Raw genomic sequence first — 21,973 nt, 5'->3', positions numbered from 1 at the left:
TCCGTGCGGTGAAGATTCGATACCTCCACCACACACGGGGGCCTTCGCCATGATCAAGCCCGGGCAGTGTTAACAACGCTCGTGATCAATACAGCTAGGACCTGCCGGGCCGGCTGTGACCGCCCCGTACCAGGTCGTTGATCCGGGCACGGGGCGGTCCCCTGTCCTGGTGAGGCCGTACTGCTCCGAGGGCGGTCCCCGAGGGGTGGGCATCGGCGCGGCCGGGACGTCGGACGGACGAGGTCACAGGGCGGAAGAGGGCATCGGAACGGGCTGTCCGCCACCCGTTCACGGGAGCGGCGGGTCCGTACGACGGGGATGAGGTACGGGCGCGCGCGGGTCATGCCTCGCGGGCGTCCGGCCGGGGCGTCCGGCCGCCCGAGTTCGAGATCGCGCCGGAGCACCGACCGGCCGGCCGCGGGTGGGGCTCAAGTGAGGGGTGGCCCTGGTTCGGGGTTCGGCACTGGCTCCGGTCCGGGCGGGATGGGGGACGGAGTGGGTTCCGGGGGTGAGGGAGGAGGCGGTGTCGGCCCTGGGGCAGGAGGCGGCGGCCCCGGAGCGGGGGGTGGCTCGGGAGCCGGTGGCGGCTCCGGGAGCGGAACGGGATTCGGCTCCGGATGCTGCGGTTCCGGGCCCGGCGTCGGCCCCGGATGGACCGGGTCCGTGTACGGATTCGTCATGGTGTCCTCCAGCCAGTCCGTGACTTCGGCTCTGGACTACTCCCCCGCGTACCCGACGGCCGCGCCACCAGTCACTGACCCGCGTCAATGCAGGCGCCCAGGTGGACCTCACAGGCCACGGCCCTCCCACGCGCCTCAGAACCGCTCGGGGTGCTCCCGCAGCCAGGCCTTTGCCGCCTCCAGCAGCTCGGGGTCGGCCGCCGGAGCCTCGTCGGGGTGACGCTCGGCCCATTTCACGACGTACGGGCACAGCGGCGCGACGACGACTTGCTCGCGCGCCGCCATGCCGTACAGCTCACGTGCAAGGGAGCCCGCGATGCCCTTCCCCTCGTGGGCCGGTTCCACGATGGTGTGGACGGGCACGAGGGCGCGTGCCGGGGCTTCGAGGACGAAGTACTCGATGCGGCCGGTGACTTCGTCGCCTGCAAGGGCCTCCAGGCGGCCCGCCGCCCGGTCGTCGCGGATCTCGATGTCGCTCATGGCACGCTCCTGGTCCGGCTGCGGTGGGACGACGGTGGGGCGACGAGTGCGCTCAGGCCACCGGAACGGCCTGCGGGCTGCGCTCCTGGTCGGAGCCCGGCACCGGCTCGGACGGGTCGGCGCCCAGGGCCACGATCCGGTTGGCGCCGTCCACATGCACGACCCTCGGCTCGAACTCCCGCGCCTCGGCGTCGGTCAGCTGAGCGTAGCTGATGATGATCACCAGGTCACCGGGGTGGACGAGATGGGCGGCGGCGCCGTTGATCCCGACGACCCCCGAGCCGCGCTCGCCCTCGATGACGTACGTCTCCAGGCGGGCGCCGTTGGTGATGTCGACGATGTGGACGAGCTCACCGGGGAGCAGGTCGGCGGCGTCGAGGAGGTCCGCGTCGATGGTCACCGATCCCACGTAGTGCAGGTCGGCCTCGGTGACGGTGGCGCGGTGGATCTTGGACTTGAACAGAGTACGCAGCACTTTGGACTCCTGAAAGACGGCTCCCTGCCTGCTTTGTGCAGGTCAAGGGCTGTCTTCACTTTACACAGGCACGCGTCGGAGTCGACGACTGTGAGGAACATCGCTTCAGTCCGGGGAGAGGGCTCACTGCCTGTACTTCCACGTGAACCAGGCTGTTGTGACGCCGCCGACGAGGCGTCTGCTCGGAATCCATCTCGGAATGTGAGGGGACTGATGCTGACGTACCTGACGGCAAATCAGGTAAGTGAGGGACACAGGAAAGATGAAGGCGGCCGCGACTGCTGCGGCCGCCTCCACAGCTCTGCTTACCCTCGGGCCCAGCGTTGGTTGGCGCCGGTGTGGCAGCTCCACACGATCACCGCAGCGCCATTGGCGGTGCCGGCGCCGTCGACGTCCAGGCAGAGTCCGGTCTGGACGTTGCTGACGGTTCCGTCGGTGTTCACGTTCCACTGCTGGTTCGCGCCGCCGGTGCAGTCCCAGATCCGCGCTCGGGCGCCGGGGGCGGCGTTGCTCGGCACGTCCAGGCATCTGCCCATCACCCGCAGGGTCTGTCCGGTCTGGGTGAACTGCTGGTTGGTGCCGGTGTGGCAGTCCCAGATGATCATCTGGGCGCCGTTGGACGAGTTGGCACCGCTGACGTCCAGGCATCGGTCGGCGGACTGGCTCCGCAGCCGGAATGTGCTCGGGTCCGGAGGAGTCGGGTTCGGGTCAGCGCCCGTGAAGAAGCTCCAGACCTCTCCCTTGACCCAGCTCCTGGCGCCGCTCTCACAGCCGGCGCACCCGTCCACGGGGCCTTGCTGGTGACCTCCGTCGAACGCGGCCCAGACGACCGGATACCCCTCTCGGCAGCCCGAGTAGGCGGTCGTGATGTGGGTGCGGCTGCCCGACGCGGGCTCCGGCGGGTTCTGGGGAGTGCAGCCGTTGTTCCTGACGAACCTGTCCCGCATCCCTCGACCGGCGCCGATGTTGTCGTTGATGCCGTGGATTCCCATGTAGGCGAAGGGCTGGGTGCCCCCGCTGCACCCACTGATCCCGCCGGGCGCGGCTATCGCGGCGACCGCACGGAAGACGTTCGGCCTGGCACACGCGAGTGCGTAGCTCATGGCTCCGCCGTAGCTGAAGCCGAGGGCGAAGCGCTGCGTGGTGTCGACACAGAGATCGTTGTCGATACGCCTGATCATGTCGTCGACGAAGGTCACGTCCTCGCCGCCGGAGTTGCCCCAGCCGTTGTTGAGGCCCTGTGGAGCTACGAAGATCGCGCTGTTGTTCGCCAGGCGCCGGAGTCCGTAGTGGGCATAGACATCGCCGTCGCTTCCACCGCCGGCGACCTGCCCGGCGGTGCCACCCAGCCAGTGGAACCCGAAGACCAGTCGGTATTGGCGGGTGTTGTCGTAGTTCTCAGGGATGCTCAGGATGAAGGAGCGGCTCTTACCGTTGCTTTGAATCGTGTGCGTACCGCTCGTCAGTGTGGGGGCACGTCCGCATCCGGCGGTCCCCGCAAGGGTGGCCCCGGCGGTGGGCGACGTGTCGGCCGCAACGCTGACTCCTGCCACGCTGACTCCTGCCACGCCGGCCATGGCCAGAACGAGCAATGCCGCCAACACGGCTCGCCCGAACAACCATCTGTGGATCGACATCATGCGACTCCCTCGCTGCTCGGTGACATGGCTCTGACTGGTCGGTGGGACCGCGGTTGGCCCTGGGGCTGGACGCGGTGGAGTTGGAATCGCTGGTTGGTGCTGCCGGTGGCCGCCCACTGGGAGATGCGGGCTCCGTCGGCGGTGGAGGCCTCCCACACGTCCAGGGCGAGGCCGCTCTGCCGGTTGACCAGACTGATCACGCCACCGCCGTGGTCGACCGTCCGCCACTGCTGGCCGGTGGTGTCGGTGTCCGGCTGCTGGGTGATGTCGGAGCCGCTGCCGCTACCGGCGACTTGCAGGAACAGACCGCTGTGCCCGAGCCGGATCTTGTAGTGCCCGCCGTCGGAGGGCAGGAACTCGAAGTGCTGGTTGGGACCGGCGGTGATCTGCCACTGGATCAGCCGCGCACCGGCGGCCGTGGACGCGCCGTTGATGTCGGCGGCCTTACCGCTGTGCTGGGCCACCAGCCGATAGGCCACACCGGCCTCCACCGGACCCGACCTGAGTGCGGACGCGCGGTAGGTGCGGCCGGCCTGGGCGACGAACTCGATGAGATCGGCCTCGAGCCGCTTCGGCTGGACCGGCTCACCGCTCGATTCATCCTTCAGCGTGAAGTCGCCGGCGAAGATCCGGCTGCGGACCCGGACGGCACCGGTTCGGTCGGGTGTGACGACGAACTCGATCCGGCCGCTGCTCCACTCGGCGCCGACGGTGTGTCCGCCGCGGCCGCGCAGTCCGCTCACACGCCCGGTGGGCCAGGCGGCCGGCAGCGCCGGCAGCACGTGCAGTTCGCCGTTGTGGCTCTGCAACAGCATCTCCGCGATGCCCGAGGTGGCGCCGAAGTTGCCGTCGATCTGGAAGGGCGGGTGCAGGTCGAACATGTTGGGCGCGAGCCGGTCCGTCCGCACCAGGTCCCGGATCAGCTTGTGGGCCCGGGCGCCGTCCTCCATCCGCGCCCAGAAGTTGATCTTCCAGGCGAGCGACCATCCCGTCCCGTCGTCACCGCGCAACTCCAGCGTCCGCCGCGCGGCCTCGTGCAACTGGGGTGTCCCGCGCTTGGTGATCTGGTTGCTCGGATGCAGGCCGTACAGGTGGGAGACGTGCCGGTGAGTCCGCTCGGTCTCCACCCAGTCGGCCAGCCACTCCTGGATGTTGCCCCTGGAGCCGACCCGCGTCGGCGCCAGCCGGTCCCGGGCCGCCAGTGCCTGAGCGCGGAAGGTGGCGTCCACGCCGAGGAGTTCGCCGGCGCGGGCGACGCTGTTGAAGAGGTCGCGCAGGATCTGGTTGTCCATGGTGGGCCCGGCGCAGACGGTGGCGTTGGCGTGGTGAGCGAGCTCCGGAGAGTTCGACGGGTTGGTGACCAGGTGTCCGAGCGTCGGGTGGGCGACCAGGGTGTCGAGGAAGAACTGCGCGGCGCCCTTCAGGGCCGGGTAGTTCGAGCGGAGGAAGTCGATGTCACCGGTGAACAGGTAGTGGTCCCAGATCAGGGTGGCCAGCCATGCGCCACCGGTCTGCCACATCCCCCACTGCGCTCCGTCGACGACCGAGGCGCCCCGCCACGCGTCGGTGTTGTGGTGCGTCACCCAGCCGCCGGCGCCGTACTGCGCCTGGGCCACCCGGGCGCCGGTCACGGTCAGGTCGTCGATCATGTCGAAGACCGGGCGGAAGCACTCGGACAGGTTCGTGGTGTCGGCGGGCCAGTAGTTCATCGGCAAGTTGGCGTTGATGGTGAACTTCGAGTCCCAGGACGGGGCCATCTGGTCGTTCCAGATGCCCTGGAGGTTCGCCGGCTGGGTGCCCGGCCGCGAGGACGAGATGAGCAGATACCGGCCGAACTGGAACAACAGGGCGGAAAACTGCGGGTCGTTGACTTGCGCGTGCTGTGCGATCCGTACATCGGTCGGCTGGTCGGCCGCCGCCGTACGTCCCAGATCGACCGACACCCGGTTGAACAGCGCCTGATAGTCGGCGCGATGCCGACTGCGCAGTTCGTCGATGCCGACGTCGCGGGCAGCGGTGAGGCGGCTCCGCGCGATCCCCTGGTAGTCGCCGTCGACCTTCCGGAAGTTGACGTAGCTGGACCCGATCGACACCAGCACCGTCACGCTGGTGGCGCCGGAGACCCGCAGCGTGCCGCCCGAGCTGCTGACCGTGCCGCCCGTCACGGCGGCGTTGGCCAGGGCGAGGAACCGGACCTGCCCTGCGATGCCCTCCATGGTGCCGGAGATGCCGTCCAGGGCGATCGTGGCCCCGTCCGGGCTGGACACCGTGGTCCGTTGTGGACTGTCGAAGGTGGCGGTGAAGGTGAGGGAGTTGGCCCGGTCGGCCGTCAGCCGGACCACGATCACCTGGTCGGGTGCGCTGGCGAACACCTCGCGCTGGTACCGCACGCCGTTCAGCACGTAGGTCGTGGTGGCCGTGGCGGTGGTGAGGTCGAGCGTCCGGTTGTACTGCGACGCACCGGTGGCGCTGCCGAAGGAGAGCCGAAGGTTGCCGACCGGCTGGTAGGCCAGCTGTCCGGCCGGGCTGCCCAGCATCGTCTGATTGATCAGGTCCTGCGCCGGCCCCCACTGATCCGCGAAGACCCGCCGCCGGATCTCAGCGAGGTTGGCGGCGCCGCGAGGGTTGGCGGAGTCGTACGGACCGCCGGCCCAGACGGTGTCCTCGTTGAGCTGAAGCCGTTCGGTGTCGACGTTTCCGAACACCATCGCGCCGAGGCGTCCGTTGCCGATCGGCAGTGCCCGCAGCCAGTCCGCGCCGGCCGGCTTGTCGTACCACAGGGCGAGGTCGTCGGCGGCCAGAACCTCCGGCGGCGCGGCCGAGCCGCCCTTGGCGAAGGCCGTCCACCCACTGGGCACGATCCCTGCTCCAGCCGCCGCCCCGGCGGCGAGAAACCGTCTGCGTGTCACATCGGACATGTCGTTCTCCCTTCACGGACTGGAGCAGGTCACTGACTTCGGTGATGACAAACCACCGGTGAGAAAGGCGACGGCCGGACGCCTGCTTCCGAACGAACGGCAGCGCCTCGGGCGCTCGGATCAGCAGGCCACGCCGGCGTCCTCCCACTCGACTGAGATCAGCCCGTTGTGGCCGATCGCGTTCAGCGCACGGAAGCGGTCCCGGTGGCGTCGTGGAACTCCAGCTCGTTGAGGCGCTCCAGGTCGAAGGCGACCGCGCCGAGCGACCCCTTGATCCCCACGCGGAGCGCGCCGCGGCCGGCGGTCACCGTCCACCGTGTCCGCCGCGTCGGGCGTCGCGTCGCGCGTCCGTGTTCTGGATCTGCCATCTCTGGTTGTCGCCGCCCCAGCACGCCCACAGCTGAACCTTGGAGGTGGCGGTGTTCACGTCGAGGCAGAGGCCGGAGTGAACGCTGCGGACGGTGCCGTCAGCGCCCACCGTCCAACGCTGGTTGTCGCCGCCGTTGCACGCCCACGTGCCGACCACGGTGCCGTTCGTCGTCCCGCTGCTGTACGCGTCCAGGCACTTCTCGCCCCCGAGTGCGGTGATCTGTCCGCCGGCCGTCGAGGTCCACTGCTGTCCGACCGAGTTGGCGCAGGTGTCCACCTGGACCTGGAGGTTCGCCGCGCTCCCGCCGGGGATGTCCAGACAGCGCCCGGTGCCGACGTTGCGCAGCAAGCTCGTCGGGGCCGGGGCGTCGCCGTCCAGCCCCCAGCCGTACCGGAGGCGCTCGCGGCCGCTGGCGCTGGGGGTGCTGAGCGTGAGGTCGGTGCCGGTGCCGTGCAGTTTCTGCATGGCATACCAGTCGTCATCCTGGCCGGCGCGTATCTTCCCGCCCAGCCCGGGCCAGTAGACGGAGCCGATCCGCAGTTCCCGGAGCACCGTTGTGGTGGCCCGGAAGTAGCGCACGAAGTTGTCGGTGCTGCCGGCGTCGTGGTAGTTGAGCCCGGTATCCATCGGCGCGCCGAACTCGTCGACGACAGTACGGTCGGCGCAGGAGCCGATCGCGTTCCGCAGGTACGCCACCCACTGGTCGTAGGTCTTCGCGCCGCTGAAGAACGTGTAGTGGTGCAGTGACAGGAACGTCCCGTCGAGGCGGCGGTCGGCGCACATGGATTTGATGTCGGTGTTCAGGCCGGCGCCGCTGACGAAGATGCGGTTCCGCGGAATCGACGGGCGGCTGCTGATCCAGTTGCTCACCACGTTCGCCCACTCTCCGGCGCTGTGCCCGCCCGGTTCGTTCATCGGCTCGAAGTGGACGAGGCTGTTGGTGCCGTACCGGCCAAGCACGGTGTTCCACATGGTGTCGAAGGCGCTCGTGTTGACGATGCGACCGCCGCGGGCGGCCACTCCGTCCTCCCAGTAGGAGAGGACGACCTTGAACCCCTTCGCGGTGGCTGCGTCTATCGCGCCCGTGTACGCGCCCCACCAGCTCGTCCCGACGGTATAGGTGTTGATCGGGAGCCGAACGGTGTTGGCGCCGAGGTTGTTCTCGAAGCCGGTGTAGACGGCGTTGGCTTTCGCCACGACCGTCTGGTAGCTGTCGGAGCCGCTCAACCCGTGCAGGACCAGCGGTCCACCGTGGAAGTTGTCACCGAGCCGGGCCCAGTTGACGCCGCGGAACTGGGCGGTGTCGGCGGCGGCCGGCGAGGCGCTCTGGGGCTCGACGACCGCGAGCGCGCCGAGAGCGGTCAGGATGCAGGCGAGCGCCCGGGCGAGGTAGCGCCGGCGATGGGGGTGGGGCATGGTCGTGCCTTCCCGGTTGGCGGTGTGGTCACGTCTGCGCTGTGCAGGATCTGTTGACGCCTGACGCCTGACGGCAGCCGGCAGCCGGCCGAGCCGGCGCGGAGCTTGCCCTCTCCGCGCCGGCCCCCTCCCAGATCGCTCGCGCAGCGAGCATGTCAGCGTCATGCCGCTGCCGTGGCGCCTGGAAAGCCTCGCTCCCCGGCTTCGCCCGGATCTCCGGTCAGCTGGTTCAGGAACTGCAACTGGCAATCCGTAGACCGATTTCGGATTCCGCTTTCACAGGTCATGAACGGGGAACGTCACGCGTCGACGACTAGAAGATTGACAGATTGCCATGGTCTATTCAAGAGGGAATCGTCATATATATATCGGCCTGAGCCGTCGTACAACTAACCGGAGAAGCAGGACTATTGACGGCCTCCCCTCATAACGTTTTCAGGCGGCGAATTGGAGTGGCGGACGCGTGTAAATCGCGACAGTTTTCGTTATCGGCGGCCTGCTTGAACAGTCGCAGTCGCCGTAGTGCCGAAAAGCCGAGCACCGTCGCCGACCGCGCCGACGGGACGGGGAGCAGCGCCAAGGCGACGATCAGCCGCTCAAGGGGGACCAGTTCGTCGGCGGCCCGGCCGCAGTCCGCACAGGATCGGGTGTGCCGGGTGATGCGCTTACGCCACAGCGTGCTCGGTACGCCGTCCCAGCCCCCCAGCGCGGCGGTCAACTGTGGGCACCGGGGGCTGGCTTCCAGCGCGGCGACGAGTGACCGGCTCTGCTCCAGCTGGTTGCGCATCCGCTGGACGCGCACACCCGCATGAGCCACGCTCGTTCCCAGCGCCGCCGCGAGCTCCGCCCTTGTCAGCCGGCCCGCGGTCTCCAGCGACCACAGCGACAGCAGCGCCCGGGCTTCCGGGTCGAGCCATCGACTGGCGCGTACGGTCTTTCGGCGATGACCGGACAGCTCGACGTGGATCAGGGCCAGGTTCTCGGCGTCGGCATCCGGCGGGTCGGCCATCTCGTCGAGGGAGGCAGTCCGTTCGGCGTCCGCCTGCCGCCGGTTCAGATGGGTGCTGATCTGTCGTGTCGCGATCGTGGCCAGCCAGGGCCGGAAGCACTCCGGGGCGCGCAACGTGCGCAGCTCGGGAAGGACCCGCAGCATCGTCTCCTGCACCACGTCGTCGACGTCCGCGCGCTCGCCCAGTGCCCTGCGCACGATCGCGTACACCAGCGGCAGGTACGTCGCGGCCAGGTCGTCGAGCGCTCGTGGATCGCCGGCCTGTGCGGCGACGACCAGGCTCGTCTCGTCGGCTCGGCCGGCTCGCATCACGAGCCCGTACATGTTGCCCCGGGCAAGGCCGCCACAGGTGCCGCGCGCGTCGCCACCCTCGGGTTCGCACGCACGATCGACTCGGGTGCGGCCGGCTGGTAATGCGCGGCGGCTCATAATCGCCCCAGCCATCCGCCGTCAACGGGAAGAACGATGCCGTCGACATGGTCCGACGCCGGGGAAGCGAGGAACACCGTGGCCCCGGCGAGATCGTCGGCGCGTCTCCAGCGACCGGCCGGGATCCGGCGGCCAAGGATCGCCGGGTTGCGCTGGGGGTCCGCGCGTAACGCCTCGGTGTTGTCGGTGGCGATGCGGCCCGGTGCGATGGCGTTGACGTTGACGCCGCGCCCGCCCCACTCCTTGGCCAGGGCCGGCGCCTCGGCGGCCCGGCTCTCGGTCTCGATCTCGGTCTCGGTCTCGAGGGTGCGGGCCCCGCAGTGGACAACCGCATTCATCGATCCTCCATCTCCATGGTGTCTGACGTCCCTTCCGCGGTGGATCGGCATGGTCCAGGGGTGACCGCGAGCAGCCGCCGGCCGGCCTGCTCCGGCCGTATGTGCGGTCCGTCGGGTGCTTGTGCCGTGCCCTGAGGGGCCGCGGTCATCACCGTTTCGTCGATCCGGATGCCCAGGCCCGGCATGTCGCCGAGCACGAAGGAGCCGTCCTCGACGTGCAGGTCCATCGCGACGCCGATCGGCGGCCGCAGGCCCTGCAATTCGCTGACGAGGTGGTTGGGCACCGACGTCGCGGCGTGCAGCAGCGCGACAGGCGTGTTGCCGATCGGGCTGACCGGCAGGTCGTAGGCGTGCGCCAGCGCGGCGACACGCAGGAAGTGGGTGACTCCCCAGACCGCGGCCGTCTGGACGATGTCGACGCCTCCGGCCGCGATCAGCGGGCGGAACTGCTCGAGGCCGGTGAGGTTCTCCCCCGTGGCGACCGCCGTCCGTACGCCACGGCTGACAGCGGCCAAGCCGTCGGCGTCCCAGCGCCGGACCGGTTCCTCGATCCAGGTCAGGTCGAGTGTGCGTTCCAGTTCAGCGACGTGGCGTACCGCCTGCTTGCGGCTCCAGGACTCGTTCACATCCAGCATGAGCCCTGGCCGGGTTCCGTGCGCGGCCTCGGTCAATACCTCGCGTACGAGAGACAGCCGGTGCCGGTCACGCTCGATGTCCAGGCCGCCCTTGAGCTTCGCCGCCCTCAGCCCGCGTTCGGCATAGACCTGGTAGGCGGCGACGAGCTCGTCGTCGGTGAGGCCGATGTCCAGGCCGGAGGCGTAGGCGTGGACCATGCGGTCGTTGCCGCCGAGCAACCGCCACAGCGGCTCACCCACGGCCTGTGCCTTGATGTCCCACAACGCCGTGTCGAACGCGCCGATCGTGCCGAACACCACGCCGGCATGCCCGGCTTTGAAGGTGTGCCGCAGCATGCGGTCGTAGAGGGCGGTCACCGCGCGCGGGTCCTGGCCGTCGATGGCGGCGAAGATCGCGTCGGCTTCGACGTGCGGTCCCAGGCCGACTCCGGTGATCCCCTCATCGGTCTCGACGATGACGACCGGCACCGGCATGACGCCGTCGGCGTAGACGCCGTTGGCGTCACCGACAGGTCGACCCCATCGCTGCGCCGTCGTCAGGGTTCTGTACCCGGTGATGCGCATGCGTCATCCCTTCGTCGCGCCGGCCGTCACGCCGTCGGCGATCTGGCGCTGGAGGAACAGGTAGGTCACCAACACGGGGAGCCCGGCGATCAGGACACCGGCTGCGAAGGTGGGGATGTCGGCGGAGTACTGGCCGCGCAGCGAGGTGATGCCCACCATCAGGGTGCGATGGTCGGCCGACGGCATCATCAGCAGCGAGATGAGCACGTCGTTCCAGCAGAACAGCGCGTCGAGGATGCCCACCGACAGCAGTGCCGGAGCACCCATCGGCAGCATGATCCGCCGGTAGACGCCGTACAGGGTGTTGCCGTCGATCCGTGCGGCGTCGACGAGCTCGGTGGGCACCGCTCGGTAGTAGCTCGTCATCAAGAAGACGGTGAACGGCAGGAACTGCGCGACGTAAGCGAGGATCAGCCCCGGATAGGTGTCGATGAGACCGCCGTCGGCCATGATCCTGGCCAGCGGCACCATGATCACCTGGAACGGGATGAACAGCGCCGCGAGGCAGACCAGAGTCAGCGCGGACGAGCCGCGGAACCGCACCTGGGCCAGCGCGAACCCGGCCATGGACCCGATGAGCAGCAACAGCGCCACGGCGCAGGTCACCACGATCACGGAGTTGAGGAAGTACCGCCCCATGCCGTCGCTGTTCCACGCGGTGCTGAGGTTGTCCCACCTCAGAGCGCTTACCAGGGAGAACCGGTCGAGGACGTACTCCCGGCGGGTCTTCATCGCGACGTTGACGGTGAACAGCAGCGGGTAGACCGTCGCCAGGGCGAGGAGCGCCATCGGCACGGCGACCAGCCATCTGCTCGGTCCCAGGCGGGACATCAGTCCTCCCTCCCCGCCCGGCGCAGCAGGCCGACCTGCAACAGGCCCACGACCAGCATGATGAGGAAGAGGAAGGTGGACGCGGCCGACGCGAGCGCCGGGCGGCTCATCTGCCCCTGTTGGACCCAGATGTAGTACTCCGGCAGGTAGGTCGATCCTTCCGGGCCACCACTGGTCATGACGTAGAGCAGCCCGAACATCGAGGTCAGCATCCCGATCATCGTGGTGACGACGACGAACTGGATGGTGCGGGACAGACCCGGGATGATGACGTGCCAGATCATCCGCGCGAGCGAGGCGCCGTCGACCCGTGCGGCGTCCAGGAGCGCGGGGTCCAGGGTCGAGAACCCGGCCAGGAACACCACCAGCGCCATCCCTGACGTCGCCCAGATGTGCACGCCGACGACGGTGAACATGGCTACGTCGGGATCGCCGAGCCAGTCCACCGGGCCGAGCCCCGAGCCGCCGAGCACGGCGTTCAGCGGACCGTCGAAGGCGAGGAGCAGGTTGAAGATCGCGCCGACGATCACCGGTGAGAGCACGGCCGGGAAGAAGTAGACGCTCCGGAAGATCCGGTGTCCAGGCACCCGCAGGTAGATGAAGGTGGCGAGCAGTCCCGGGATCGCGACCGCGACCGGCAGCAGCAGCACCAGCAGTCCGACGTTGCGCAGCGCGGTGCGGAACAGCGGGTCGTCGATGAGCTCCGCGTAGTTGTCGAACCCCACCGTGGCGCCGTTGCGTTCGCCGTCACCGGTGAAGGAGAAGTTGACACCCAGTCCCAGTGGCCAGAGCCGGAGCACCACGATGATCAGGACAGCGGGAGCGACCAGGATGTAGGGGGCGAGGCGGTCGGCGCGCCGGCCGCCCCGGACTCGCGGAGACTTCGACGCAGGGCCGCGGCCATCTGCCGCCTCACCTGCTCGCGCCCCGTCGCTCCGCCCTGCTTGAGCGGCGCGGCCCGACGAACCAATGGGTGACATGGCCTCAGCCCGCCTGGTCGGACGCCGCCAGTTGCTCGACCGCCGCGTCGACCGTGACCGATCCGCTCAGCAGTTGCTGGGACAGCCGCCCCATCAGGTCCACCGTCTTGGACGGCAGGGCCACATGCAGGGCGGGCTTGCCACGGTCGATCTCGGACACGATGGTGGCGACGGCTGGGCCGGCGCTCGAGACGTCCACGGTGCGGTCGGCCGCGATGGCGCCCGCGTCGGCGTAGAACGACTTCAGTGCGTCGGTCGAGGTCAGGGAGCGCACCAGGTCGGCGGCGACCTCGGGGTCCTTGGTCCACTTCGCGACGGCGTAGCCGATGCCGCCGTCGTAGGGAAGGCTCGGAGTGGCACCGGCCGTGACGACCGGCGCCTTCATGACGCCGACATCGTCGGTGTCGAGGAATTCGGCGAAGTCCTTCCAGTGCCCGATGTCCGACATCAACCCGATGACGTGGGCGGCCTTTTGGGACTGGAACACCGCGAACGCGTCGTTGAACATCGCAGTCGAGTTCGCCCCGTCGTTGTTCAGGCCTTTGTCGTCGGCCTCTTTCCAGAGCGAGAAGACCCGCTTGACCGCCGGCGAAGACCAGTCTCGTTCGCCGGCGATCCAGTCGTCGTACTCCGTGGGCGACAGGACGCCCGAGCCGAGTCCGGACAGGAAGAACTGGATACCGATGCCTTCCTTGTTGCCCTGCGCGAAGCACTTGGCACCGGTCGCCTCGGTGATGGTCCGGCAGTCGGCGACGAACTCGTCCCAGCTGGTGGCCGGCTGCTCCGGGTCCAGCCCTGCCTTCCGGTAGAGCGACTTGTTGTAGTAGATCGGGTGACCTTGCAAGGTCACCGGAGCGGCGTAGGTCCTGCTGTCCTTGGTGAAGGCCTCCCACCCGGCGAGCCGCTTCCTGTCATCACGGACGTACTCGTCCAACGGCAGCAGGGAGTCCGCGCGGTCACGGATCTGCCCGCCGCCGTTGAAGAGCATGACGTCCGGCCCCTTGCCGGCCTGGATGGCGGCCCCGAGCAGGGTGTAGTACTGCTCGAAGGGCTGCGCGACGAACTCGACCGTCACGCCGGGATGCTGCTTGGCGAAGTCGGCCTTGGCCTTCTTGACGTACGAGGACGCTGCGGCGTCGCCGGACTTCCAGTCCCAGACGACGAGCTTGCCCTTCGAACCACCGGACGCCGAATCCGGGTCGGAGGCGCTTCCGCAGCCGGATAAGACAAGGAGCCCGGCAACCAGGGTCGCCGACCACAGTGTTCGCTGCTTCATTGCTGCCCCACTCTCCTGAGGTGGCCGGCTGTCCGGCAGTTGAGGTTGAGGAGGAACGCAACTCGTATGACGTATGTAACTCGTATGACGTATGACGTCAACAGGGATGCCGTATAGTTGGCGAGCATCCGTGGTACGGCACGGGTCCCGGGGGGTGTCATGACGGCAGTACCGCAGTCCTCCGCAGAGGCCTCCGAGGCCCCCGCCTGGAGTCGGCGCCCAGCGAACCTTGCCGCCGCCGTCACGGCTGAGCTGGTGGAGCGGATCGTTCGTGGAGTCCATCCGTCCGGTTCGCCGCTCCCCCCCGAGCCCGTGCTCTGCGAGACCTTCTCGGTCAGCCGCACCGTGGTCCGCGAGGCGGTGAAGATTCTTCAGGAGAAGGGGCTGGTGCAGGTCCGCCAGGGCGCCGGCACGATGGTCACGCCGCCGGCGATGTGGAACATGCTTGACGAGCTGGTCCTCGGCGCAACCATCGCCGAGGACGAGAGCCTGGCCATCCTCGACCACCTCGTCGCGACCCGCCGCGTGCTGGAGTCCGACATGGCCAACGTCGCCGCCCGCCTGGCGAACGCCGAGGTGATCGACCGGCTACGCAGCCTGGTGGAGCGGATGGACGAGCTCGTCGACGATCCCGCCTCGTACCACGAAGAGGACCGGGCGTTCCACGACACCGTCATGCAGGCGTCGGGGAACCGCATCGGCCGTGCCGTGGTCCGTTCGCTGGAGCGGCAGGTCATCAACTCCACCCGTTACATGGGCCGCACCGGCCGCGCCTTCTGCGTCGCGTCCAACCACGGCCATCGGCGCATCTACGAGCGGATCGCCGCGCACGACCCCAAGGGTGCGGCCGAGGCGATGTTCACGCACATCACCGACGCGTGGGTGGTGCGCCGCAGCGGGCCGGGCGAGCCGACCTGGCTGCTGCGCTAGAGGTCGTTTTCTCCCGATATTTTATCCCGGAATGAGTGTTTGATCCCCGGGTGTCGGGTCGCGCCAGGAGAGGGTGGCATCGCCGGCCAGGCACACCCGGTCCAGGCCGCATCGTCGCTTTCCGGTCCCGCGAACATTCCGACTCCCGGCTCACGGCAGATTCCCTGCTCGCCACCCACCCCTGTATTCAACTCCGTCTGCTTCATTGACATCTCACTCAGAAGGCCCGACTTTGGGAGCGCTCCCATAACAGCCTCGCAACTGGAAGGATTCCCCCCACATGCGCAAAAAGAGTCCGTTAACCGGCCGTTCGCGGGCGTCCCTCCGCCGGCCCCTCCAGGCGCTCGTCATGCTGTTCGCCGTGACCGTCGGCGCCCTCGCCTGGTCGACCCCCGTCCAGGCTCACGGCACCGTCGTCGGCCCCGCGACCCGCGCGTACCAGTGCTGGAAGACCTGGGGCAACAACCACACGAACCCGGCCATGCAGACCCAAGACCCCATGTGTTGGCAGGCCTTCCAGGCCAATCCCGACACCATGTGGAACTGGATGAGCGCGCTCCGTGACGGCCTCGGAGGCCAGTTCCAGGCACGGACCCCCGACGGGACGCTGTGCAGCAACAACCTCTCGAGGAACGCCAGCCTGGACAAGCCCGGACCGTGGAAGACCACCACCATCGGCAACAACTTCTCGGTCCACCTGTACGACCAGGCGTCCCACGGTGCCGACTACTTCAAGGTCTACGTGAGCAAGCAGGGCTTCAACCCCATGACCCAGACCCTGGGCTGGAGCAACCTCGACTTCATCACGCAGACCGGCCGCTTCGCCCCGGCACAGAACATCACGTTCCCCGTCCAGACCTCTGGCTACACCGGACACCACATCCTGTTCGTGATCTGGCAGGCCTCGCACCTCGACCAGGCCTACATGTGGTGCAGCGACGTGAACTTCGGCTGAGCCGCAAAGCACTGCACACGGCACCGGCCTCTGCCGGGCGTCGGTAACCCGCCGCCCGGCCGACCGAGCCCCGTCGGGGCAGGGGCCCCATTCGGTTACCCTGCCCCGACGGGGCTTCCTGCGTTCCTCACTTGACTCTGTCGGGGATCTTGGATGGTCGGGCTCAACTGCCGAGGATCCGCCAGGTTCGTGCGGTAGTAGATCGCCACCATCGGCACCCGCTCGGCCAGCGGCAGCCGCCATGGCAGCCCCCATCCAAAGCCGTCACCACCATGTGCCCGGACCGCCTTCAACAGCCGCCCGAACTGATCGATCCGCAGCCCCGTGAACGCTTCCCCCCATACCCGCTCGGCCTTCAACATCCCAGCCACACAACGGAGATGCCCTATTCACGGCCTTCTGCAAAGACGCTTTAGAGGCGACTGAAACGACGATGCTGCTGGTGCTGCGCCACAGATCCACCGAGGCGCGGCGGGGCCCGCACCCACTCGGGCCCCGCTGCCGGCCTCCGCTCCTGTCCCAAAAGAGCGGACAGGCGTTGGTTCCGCTATCGCAGTGCCCACTGCTGGTTGGTGCCGCCGTTGCAGGACCAGAGGATGGTCCTGGTGCCGTTGGCGGTGCCGCCGGCGTTGGCGTCGAGGCACAGTCCGGACTGGACGCCGGTGATCGTGCCGTCGGGGTTGACGTTCCACTGTTGGTTGTTCTGGCCGTTGCAGTCCCAGATGATGACGGCCGTGCCGTTGGTGGTGCCGCGTCCGCTCGCGTCGAGGCACTTGTTGCCGTGGACGGTCAGTTGTTTGCCCGCGGTGTGGGTCCAGGTCTGCCCGGCTGCGCCGGTGCAGTCCTGGAGTTGGGTCTGGGTGCCGTTGGTGGTGCCGGCGCCGGGGACGGTCAGGCAGCGGCCGGACTGCGCGCCCACGATCTGCTGACCCGTGGGCGGCGGGGTGGTGCCCTGCGGTCCGGCGGACGCCATCACGTCCTGGGCACCGGAAGGCCAGTTGCCATTGGTGACCGTGACGTTGCCGGAGACCACGTTGCCTCGGTCCCCGTTGGTGATGTTCGTGCTGCCGTTGGTCGACCAGTTGTTGGTGACGGTCCAGTTCCCCATGTTCTCGCCACCCCAGTAGTTGGCCGTCGCCCACGTGCCGGTGTTCGAGAAGACATTGTTGGTGGCCGTGTAGTACTTCGAGCCCTCGTCGAAGTACACGCCGAAGTATCCGTTGGTCCGCAGGCAGTGGTTCCGGCTGATCTGCGCGCCCGGGTTCCATCCAAGGGTGTAGATGCAGCCGCCGTCGTTCATCTGCTGCATGACATCGTGGATGTAGTTGCCGATGAGCCGGTTGTTGGACGCGGTGGTCGGCGTCGTGTAGCGCGGCTGGTAGTTGTACAGGCCGCGGTTGGCGTAGTGGGTGCTGCCGCCCGCGTCGTTGGAACCCCAGCCGTACCCGATCGACATGCCGGAGTACGGCATGTTGTAGACCTCGTTCTGGGCCACGGTGCTGTTGGTGACGTACGTGGTCAGGACGGAGACGATGCCCCGGTAATCCGCCCCGAGGTCGTGGATGCGGTTGTTGCTGATCGTGATGTCCCTGTTCACCATGCGCTGGTCGCTGGGGTGGTGAGCGTCGGCGCGCACGCCGCCCACGAGGATGCCACCGGCTGAGCTCCGGGCGATCTCCGACCGGGTCACCGTGATGTTGTTGGCGCCCAGGCCGACGCCGCTGGCGTGCGCGCCCGCGTCGTTGCCGATACCGATGGCCGTCTGGCCCAGGTTGACGAACCGGGAGTCGCTGAAGGTGATGGTGTTGGAGGCGGAGATCTGGACGGCGGCCGGCATCTGCTGCCAGTGCGGCCGGGCGGCCTCGAACTGTGTGCAGCCGTTGTGGCAGGAGTCGAAGCCCGGCCAGTTCCAGTTGCCGGAGATGTACGCGCCGGTCTGCTGGTCGACGTAACCCTGGTTGCTGCTGGGGCCCAGCCAGCTAGTACCGGTGAAGGTGATCCCGCTGAACGTGATGTGGTGCGCCGGCTCGCTGTAGGTGCCCCCGACGCTCACCAGCGACTGAAGCCTCGGCAGTTCCACACCGACGGTGCTCATGTTCTGCCCGGCCAGGGGGATGTAGTACAAGGATCCCGCCGTGGGGTTGAGGTACCACTCGCCGGGCGAGTCCAAGAACTCGTACGCGTTGGACAGGTAGAACGGACCGGCCCGATGCGGCCGCATCAGGGTGTCGTAGCCGAAGTTGTTGTTGTTCCACGCCGGCTGCTGCATCGTGATGAAGTTCGAGCTGATGCTCTGCACCGGCGAGTACCGGTCGGTGAAGGAGTTGACACTCTCCACCTCGATCCGGCTCTGGTTGCCCAGGTTGTTCAGATAGCTCAGCGCACCGCTCGAGAACCTCATTCCGGCGCTGGAGGCCGTGAAATCGGCTCTGTTGACCTGTGTGCGTGCCCGGGTGGCGAGGGCGCCGTCGACATAGAGCTGCCGGGCGTCGAGACCGGCGGGCACGTCGGCCTTCCAGATGTTCTTGGCCGCGTCGGCCACCGACCAGCCGGTGACCGCCCGGGCGCCGGTGATCACCGGGCGCGCCGACGGGGCGGCCTGCCACACGACCGTGTGGCCGCCTGAGCCGGAGTCCTCCGCCGTCAGCCGTAAGGGTTGGGCCAGCCGGTACACACCGTCGGCCAACTGCACCACGATGTCGTCCGACATGGCGTCGTTGAGCGATCGCACCGCCGCCTGTGCGGCTGTCAGTGAGCACGGCTGCGCGCTGGAACAGTCGGTGCCGGTGCCGGACGGCGAGACGTACACGGTGTGGGGAGCTGCGGCTGCGGGCGCGGGGAACGCCACCACCGCGGTCGCGGTCAAACCGAGTGTGGCGGCTCCGGCCAGAAGCCGCCTTCGTATCGTCAGATTTCTGAACAACTTTTCTCCTTATGGCGGTTCCCGGGCCAGAGGGGAGGACGGCAGAAACGGCCCCGCCCCCATCACCCGGTCAAGGGAGCGTTCTCCAGTCCACGCAGGACGGTTCGGAGGTAGGACAGCCCGTCACGGGCGAGGGTGTCCTGCGACGGGGCGAGCGGCCGCCAGATCGAGGCGGCGGTGGCGATGGCCTCGTTCTGCGCGGTGAACGACTCGATGCACACCGCGCCGCCGTAGCCGGTCGTGGCCAGGCCGGCGAGGAAGCGTGGCCAGTCGAAGTGGTCGGCGCCCGGGGTGCCGCGGTCGGTGCCGCTGACCTGGACGTGCTTGAGGTGCGGACCAGCCGTGACGAGCGCCTCGTAGGGGTCGGCCTCCTCGATGTTCATGTGATAGGTGTCGATCATGAGACCGACGTTCGCGGGCAGGCCGTCGATCAGCTTCACCGCCTGCTCGACCGTGTTGACGACGCTCGTCTCATAGCGGTTGAGGGCCTCCACGCCGATGCTCACGCCCCGCTCCCCCGCGTGGTCGGCCACCGGCCCCAGGGCACGGCGGACGTCCGCGTAGCAGGCCGCGCGCTCCACCGGTGACATGCGCCAGGTCCGCCCCACCGCGGCGTAGACCGGGCCGCCGACGCAGGGCGCGCCGACGGCCACCGCACTGTCCACACACGCCTTCAGGTACGCCACCGTGGAGGCGACGGCCTCCGGCGGGGCGTTCACGAGGTCACGTCCGGGCGAGGTGACCGCACAGACGCCGACCGCGCGCAGGCCGTGCGCCGCCAGCAGGTCCCGGGTGCGGGCCGGGTCCCAGTCGCCGGGTTGCTCGATCGGCAGTTCGACCGCGTCGAAACCGAACGCGGCGATGCGCGGCACCAGTTCGGCCAGGGCCTCGTCGTCGACCGGCGAGGCCCAGACCCACGGGTTGACACCGATGGTGTACACCGGGCTACTTCCAGCGCTTCGGGTAGCCGGGCAGGTCGGTGCAGCCGCACATCGCGTAGTGCAGCGGCGGCATGGTGGGGTCGACGTACTCGTCCAGGTTGTCCTGGGTGATGGTCGGCTGGGGCAGCTTCCACGGGTTCGGCACCTGCTCGCCGTCGAGGATCTTCAGCGCGGCGATGATCGGGGTGCGCCACTGGTAGGTCGGGTAGGTCGGGGCGATCGCCGTGAACTTCTTGTCCTTCCACAGCTTCAGGAAGTCGAGCTGGTCCTCGCCGTTGATCGGCGGCACGGGCTTGCCGGCGTCCTCGAACGCCTCGACCGCCGCGCCCGCGACCGCCCCGGCGTCCATCCAGACGCCGTCGATCGTGCCGTACCGCTGGATGTAGTCGTTGACGATCTTCTTTGTCCTGGCCGGGTCGCCGTCGGTGAACTCGACGCCGACGACGTCGACGCCCGCCTTGTCGAAGGCGACCTTCGCCGCGGACCAACGGGTCTCCAGCACGTCGACGCCGGGCAGGATGCGCAGCGCGAGCACCTTGCCGCCCCGCTTCGTCTTCTGGGTGACGAACTCCGCCGCGACGTGGCCGAATCCGTAGCCGCCGATCGGGTTGATGAACGTCACCGGGCAGGTCGTGTCGACGCCGCGGTCGAAGACGATGACCGGCAGGCCCTTTTGGCAGGCGGCCTCCACGGCCGGGGTGAGCGTCGCGGTGGTGTTCGGCGAGACGATGAGCGCGTGGCAGCCCTTGCCGAGCAGGTCGTTGATGTCGGCGATCTGCTTCTGGTCCTTGCCTTCGGCATCGACGTGGACGAACTCGGAGATCCGACCGCGGTGCGTGTCGACCTCGGCCCGCATGGTCTTGAAACCGACCTGGCGCCAGGGGTTGTTCAGCCCCGCGTTGGAGAAGCAGATCTTGTACGGTCCGGGCTTCTTGAACTTCGCGGTCTCCACCATCGTCGGGTTGAGCGCCTGCTCCCAGGGCTTGCCGGCCGGCCCGGTGGGCTCGGCGTCCAGGAGCGCGAGCTGCTCGTCGTAGTCGGCCCGCACGAAGAACTTCGACTGCTCCCCGGTGCCCGACCCGGTGCCTGATCCGGTGCTCGCGGAGGGCGAACCCGATACGCCGGTGTTGGGCTCGTCGGTGGAGCAGCCGGCCAGCACCAGTAAGGCGCTCACGGTCAGCACCGTCATGGAATGCCTCACGGAATCCCCTTCATCTGGACGGGAAACGGAAGGACGCCGCCGCCACGGCGAGCAGAATGATCGCGCCCTGGACGGTCGGTTTGAGGGCGCCGGAGACGCCGTAGAAGTTCATGAGCGTGAAGAGCGTCTCGAGGGTCAGCGCGCCCAGCATCGCGCCGACGACCGAACCGCGACCCCCGCCCAGGGCGACACCGCCGAGGACCGCCGCGGTGATCGCGCCGAACTCGAGGCCGACACCGGCCTGGAACGACACTCCGCTGTACCCGCCGATCAGGACCGCGGCGAGCGTGGCGGCGACTCCACTGAGGACGAACGCCATGGTCTTGGCGCGCCACACGCGCACGCCGCTCAGCTCGGCGGTCCGCGGGTTGCCGCCGACCGCGACCAGGGTGCGGCCGAAGTCCGAACGCGTCAGCACCAGCGCGAGAGCGGCCGCCGCCAGCAAGACGATGAGGGCATACGGTATCCGGCCCAGCGCGGGCACGTCCTCGAACGCCGACCGGCCGAGCCGGCGGAACTCCTCGGAGAGGCCGCCCTTCGGGGCACCGTCGGACCACAGGTACACGGCACCGACGAGGATCAGGAACATCCCGAGGGTCGTGATGAACGACGGCACCCGCAGCCGCGTGGTGACGAGGCCGTTGACGAGGCCGACGGCGACGCCGAACGCGAGCAGGAGCACGACGACAGGCCAGCCGGCCGACGGATCGCCGTCGATCAGCCGGGCGGCGACGACCACCTGCGCGGTGACCAGAGAGCCGACGGACAGGTCCAGCTCGCCGGAGACGATCACGAAGTACTGGCCGGCAGCGAGCAGGACGACCGGCGCGGAGCGGCCGAGGAACGACATCAGCGACGGCGGCGAGAGGAAGTCCGGTTGGCGGGCGGTCAGCAGAACCAGCAACACCGCCAGAATCACGATGATCGGTGCGAGACTGCCGGAGCGGAACCCAAGGAGCCGCAGTGGGCGCGCGATCTGCAT

The 21,973-nt window shown here is 68.5% G+C and carries 17 protein-coding genes and 2 pseudogenes; 2 read left to right on the top strand and 17 right to left on the bottom strand.

Features of this window, described 5'->3' with window-relative positions; genetic code table 11:
* Window positions 1–815 precede the first annotated feature (815 nt).
* From KUM44_RS39660 to KUM44_RS39605, 12 genes and pseudogenes are all read right to left on the bottom strand, one after another.
* Window positions 816–1,160 (bottom strand): GNAT family N-acetyltransferase, encoded by a 345-nt coding sequence (locus KUM44_RS39660; protein ID WP_217214619.1) that lies wholly within the window; start codon window positions 1,158–1,160, stop codon window positions 816–818.
* A gap of 52 nt (window positions 1,161–1,212) precedes the next feature.
* A complete protein-coding gene (gene panD, locus KUM44_RS39655; protein WP_217214618.1) occupies window positions 1,213–1,635 on the bottom strand; it encodes an aspartate 1-decarboxylase in 423 nt (140 codons plus the stop codon).
* 305 nt (window positions 1,636–1,940) lie between these two features.
* On the bottom strand, window positions 1,941–3,212 hold the full coding sequence (locus KUM44_RS39650) for a ricin-type beta-trefoil lectin domain protein (RefSeq protein WP_308402824.1): 1,272 nt from the start codon (window positions 3,210–3,212) through the stop codon (window positions 1,941–1,943).
* A gap of 59 nt (window positions 3,213–3,271) precedes the next feature.
* Complete coding sequence (locus KUM44_RS39645; protein WP_217214616.1) at window positions 3,272–6,193, bottom strand: glycoside hydrolase N-terminal domain-containing protein; 2,922 nt, start codon at window positions 6,191–6,193, stop codon at window positions 3,272–3,274.
* Window positions 6,194–6,375: 182 nt separating this feature from the next.
* A complete protein-coding gene (locus KUM44_RS47015) occupies window positions 6,376–6,501 on the bottom strand; it encodes a hypothetical protein (protein WP_302186113.1) in 126 nt (41 codons plus the stop codon).
* Window positions 6,498–7,979: a ricin-type beta-trefoil lectin domain protein gene (locus KUM44_RS39635; RefSeq protein WP_217214614.1), complete on the bottom strand. Its 1,482-nt coding sequence runs from the start codon at window positions 7,977–7,979 to the stop codon at window positions 6,498–6,500. The genes KUM44_RS47015 and KUM44_RS39635 overlap by 4 nt, the downstream gene beginning before the upstream one ends.
* Window positions 7,980–8,403: 424 nt before the next feature.
* Complete coding sequence (locus tag KUM44_RS39630; RefSeq protein WP_254390784.1) at window positions 8,404–9,417, bottom strand: RNA polymerase sigma factor; 1,014 nt, start codon at window positions 9,415–9,417, stop codon at window positions 8,404–8,406.
* Window positions 9,414–9,671 (bottom strand): annotated as a pseudogene (locus KUM44_RS39625) (SDR family oxidoreductase); the annotation flags it as partial. The gene KUM44_RS39630 and the pseudogene KUM44_RS39625, both read right to left, overlap by 4 nt.
* Window positions 9,672–9,751: 80 nt before the next feature.
* Complete coding sequence (locus tag KUM44_RS39620; protein WP_217214612.1) at window positions 9,752–10,954, bottom strand: mandelate racemase/muconate lactonizing enzyme family protein; 1,203 nt, start codon at window positions 10,952–10,954, stop codon at window positions 9,752–9,754.
* A gap of 3 nt (window positions 10,955–10,957) precedes the next feature.
* The gene (locus KUM44_RS39615; protein ID WP_217214611.1) at window positions 10,958–11,785 is read right to left on the bottom strand and encodes a carbohydrate ABC transporter permease; all 828 of its coding nucleotides are present in this window, start codon (window positions 11,783–11,785) and stop codon (window positions 10,958–10,960) included.
* Window positions 11,785–12,585 (bottom strand): sugar ABC transporter permease, encoded by an 801-nt coding sequence (locus tag KUM44_RS39610; RefSeq protein ID WP_308402823.1) that lies wholly within the window; start codon window positions 12,583–12,585, stop codon window positions 11,785–11,787. The genes KUM44_RS39615 and KUM44_RS39610 overlap by 1 nt, the downstream gene beginning before the upstream one ends.
* Before the next feature lie 184 nt (window positions 12,586–12,769).
* Window positions 12,770–14,041, bottom strand: a complete 1,272-nt coding sequence (locus KUM44_RS39605) for an ABC transporter substrate-binding protein (protein WP_217214610.1) — start codon at window positions 14,039–14,041, stop codon at window positions 12,770–12,772.
* 159 nt (window positions 14,042–14,200) lie between these two features.
* Between KUM44_RS39605 and KUM44_RS39600 the strand changes: the two genes are divergently transcribed.
* On the top strand, window positions 14,201–14,971 hold the full coding sequence (locus KUM44_RS39600) for a FadR/GntR family transcriptional regulator (protein WP_217214609.1): 771 nt from the start codon (window positions 14,201–14,203) through the stop codon (window positions 14,969–14,971).
* Window positions 14,972–15,320: 349 nt separating this feature from the next.
* Window positions 15,321–15,926 (top strand): lytic polysaccharide monooxygenase, encoded by a 606-nt coding sequence (locus KUM44_RS39595; RefSeq protein WP_217214623.1) that lies wholly within the window; start codon window positions 15,321–15,323, stop codon window positions 15,924–15,926.
* A 158-nt stretch (window positions 15,927–16,084) separates the two neighbouring features.
* Here KUM44_RS39595 and KUM44_RS46345 read toward each other — a convergent pair.
* The 5 genes and pseudogenes from KUM44_RS46345 to KUM44_RS39575 all read right to left on the bottom strand — a co-directional run.
* A pseudogene (locus KUM44_RS46345) lies at window positions 16,085–16,297 on the bottom strand (IS5/IS1182 family transposase); the annotation flags it as partial.
* Window positions 16,298–16,473: 176 nt separating this feature from the next.
* Window positions 16,474–18,792, bottom strand: coding sequence for a ricin-type beta-trefoil lectin domain protein (locus KUM44_RS39590; protein WP_217214608.1), 2,319 nt, complete (start codon window positions 18,790–18,792; stop codon window positions 16,474–16,476).
* A gap of 119 nt (window positions 18,793–18,911) precedes the next feature.
* The gene (locus KUM44_RS39585) at window positions 18,912–19,790 is read right to left on the bottom strand and encodes a sugar phosphate isomerase/epimerase (protein ID WP_217214607.1); all 879 of its coding nucleotides are present in this window, start codon (window positions 19,788–19,790) and stop codon (window positions 18,912–18,914) included.
* A gap of 4 nt (window positions 19,791–19,794) precedes the next feature.
* Window positions 19,795–20,979 (bottom strand): substrate-binding domain-containing protein, encoded by a 1,185-nt coding sequence (locus tag KUM44_RS39580; RefSeq protein ID WP_217214622.1) that lies wholly within the window; start codon window positions 20,977–20,979, stop codon window positions 19,795–19,797.
* Window positions 20,980–21,001: 22 nt separating this feature from the next.
* Complete coding sequence (locus KUM44_RS39575) at window positions 21,002–21,973, bottom strand: ABC transporter permease (RefSeq protein WP_217214606.1); 972 nt, start codon at window positions 21,971–21,973, stop codon at window positions 21,002–21,004.

Source organism: Streptomyces sp. AC550_RSS872, from assembly GCF_019049285.1.
Taxonomy (GTDB): domain Bacteria; phylum Actinomycetota; class Actinomycetes; order Streptomycetales; family Streptomycetaceae; genus Streptomyces.
The sequence above is the reverse complement of the archived record's forward strand: the minus strand, read 5'-3'. Positions and strand labels throughout refer to the sequence as shown.

What these genes read in the sequence shown, in the direction of transcription:
- KUM44_RS39660 (WP_217214619.1), bottom strand. Translation starts at nt 1,160, where the DNA reads ATGAGCGACATCGAGATCCGCGACGACCGGGCGGCGGGCCGCCTGGAG.
- KUM44_RS39650 (WP_308402824.1), bottom strand. Translation starts at nt 3,212, where the DNA reads ATGGCCGGCGTGGCAGGAGTCAGCGTGGCAGGAGTCAGCGTTGCGGCC.
- KUM44_RS39645 (WP_217214616.1), bottom strand. Translation starts at nt 6,193, where the DNA reads ATGTCCGATGTGACACGCAGACGGTTTCTCGCCGCCGGGGCGGCGGCT.
- KUM44_RS39635 (WP_217214614.1), bottom strand. Translation starts at nt 7,979, where the DNA reads ATGCCCCACCCCCATCGCCGGCGCTACCTCGCCCGGGCGCTCGCCTGC.
- KUM44_RS39630 (WP_254390784.1), bottom strand. Translation starts at nt 9,417, where the DNA reads ATGAGCCGCCGCGCATTACCAGCCGGCCGCACCCGAGTCGATCGTGCG.
- KUM44_RS39620 (WP_217214612.1), bottom strand. Translation starts at nt 10,954, where the DNA reads ATGCGCATCACCGGGTACAGAACCCTGACGACGGCGCAGCGATGGGGT.
- KUM44_RS39615 (WP_217214611.1), bottom strand. Translation starts at nt 11,785, where the DNA reads ATGTCCCGCCTGGGACCGAGCAGATGGCTGGTCGCCGTGCCGATGGCG.
- KUM44_RS39605 (WP_217214610.1), bottom strand. Translation starts at nt 14,041, where the DNA reads ATGAAGCAGCGAACACTGTGGTCGGCGACCCTGGTTGCCGGGCTCCTT.
- KUM44_RS39600 (WP_217214609.1), top strand. Translation starts at nt 14,201, where the DNA reads ATGACGGCAGTACCGCAGTCCTCCGCAGAGGCCTCCGAGGCCCCCGCC.
- KUM44_RS39595 (WP_217214623.1), top strand. Translation starts at nt 15,321, where the DNA reads ATGCTGTTCGCCGTGACCGTCGGCGCCCTCGCCTGGTCGACCCCCGTC.
- KUM44_RS39580 (WP_217214622.1), bottom strand. Translation starts at nt 20,979, where the DNA reads ATGACGGTGCTGACCGTGAGCGCCTTACTGGTGCTGGCCGGCTGCTCC.
- KUM44_RS39575 (WP_217214606.1), bottom strand. Translation starts at nt 21,973, where the DNA reads ATGCAGATCGCGCGCCCACTGCGGCTCCTTGGGTTCCGCTCCGGCAGT.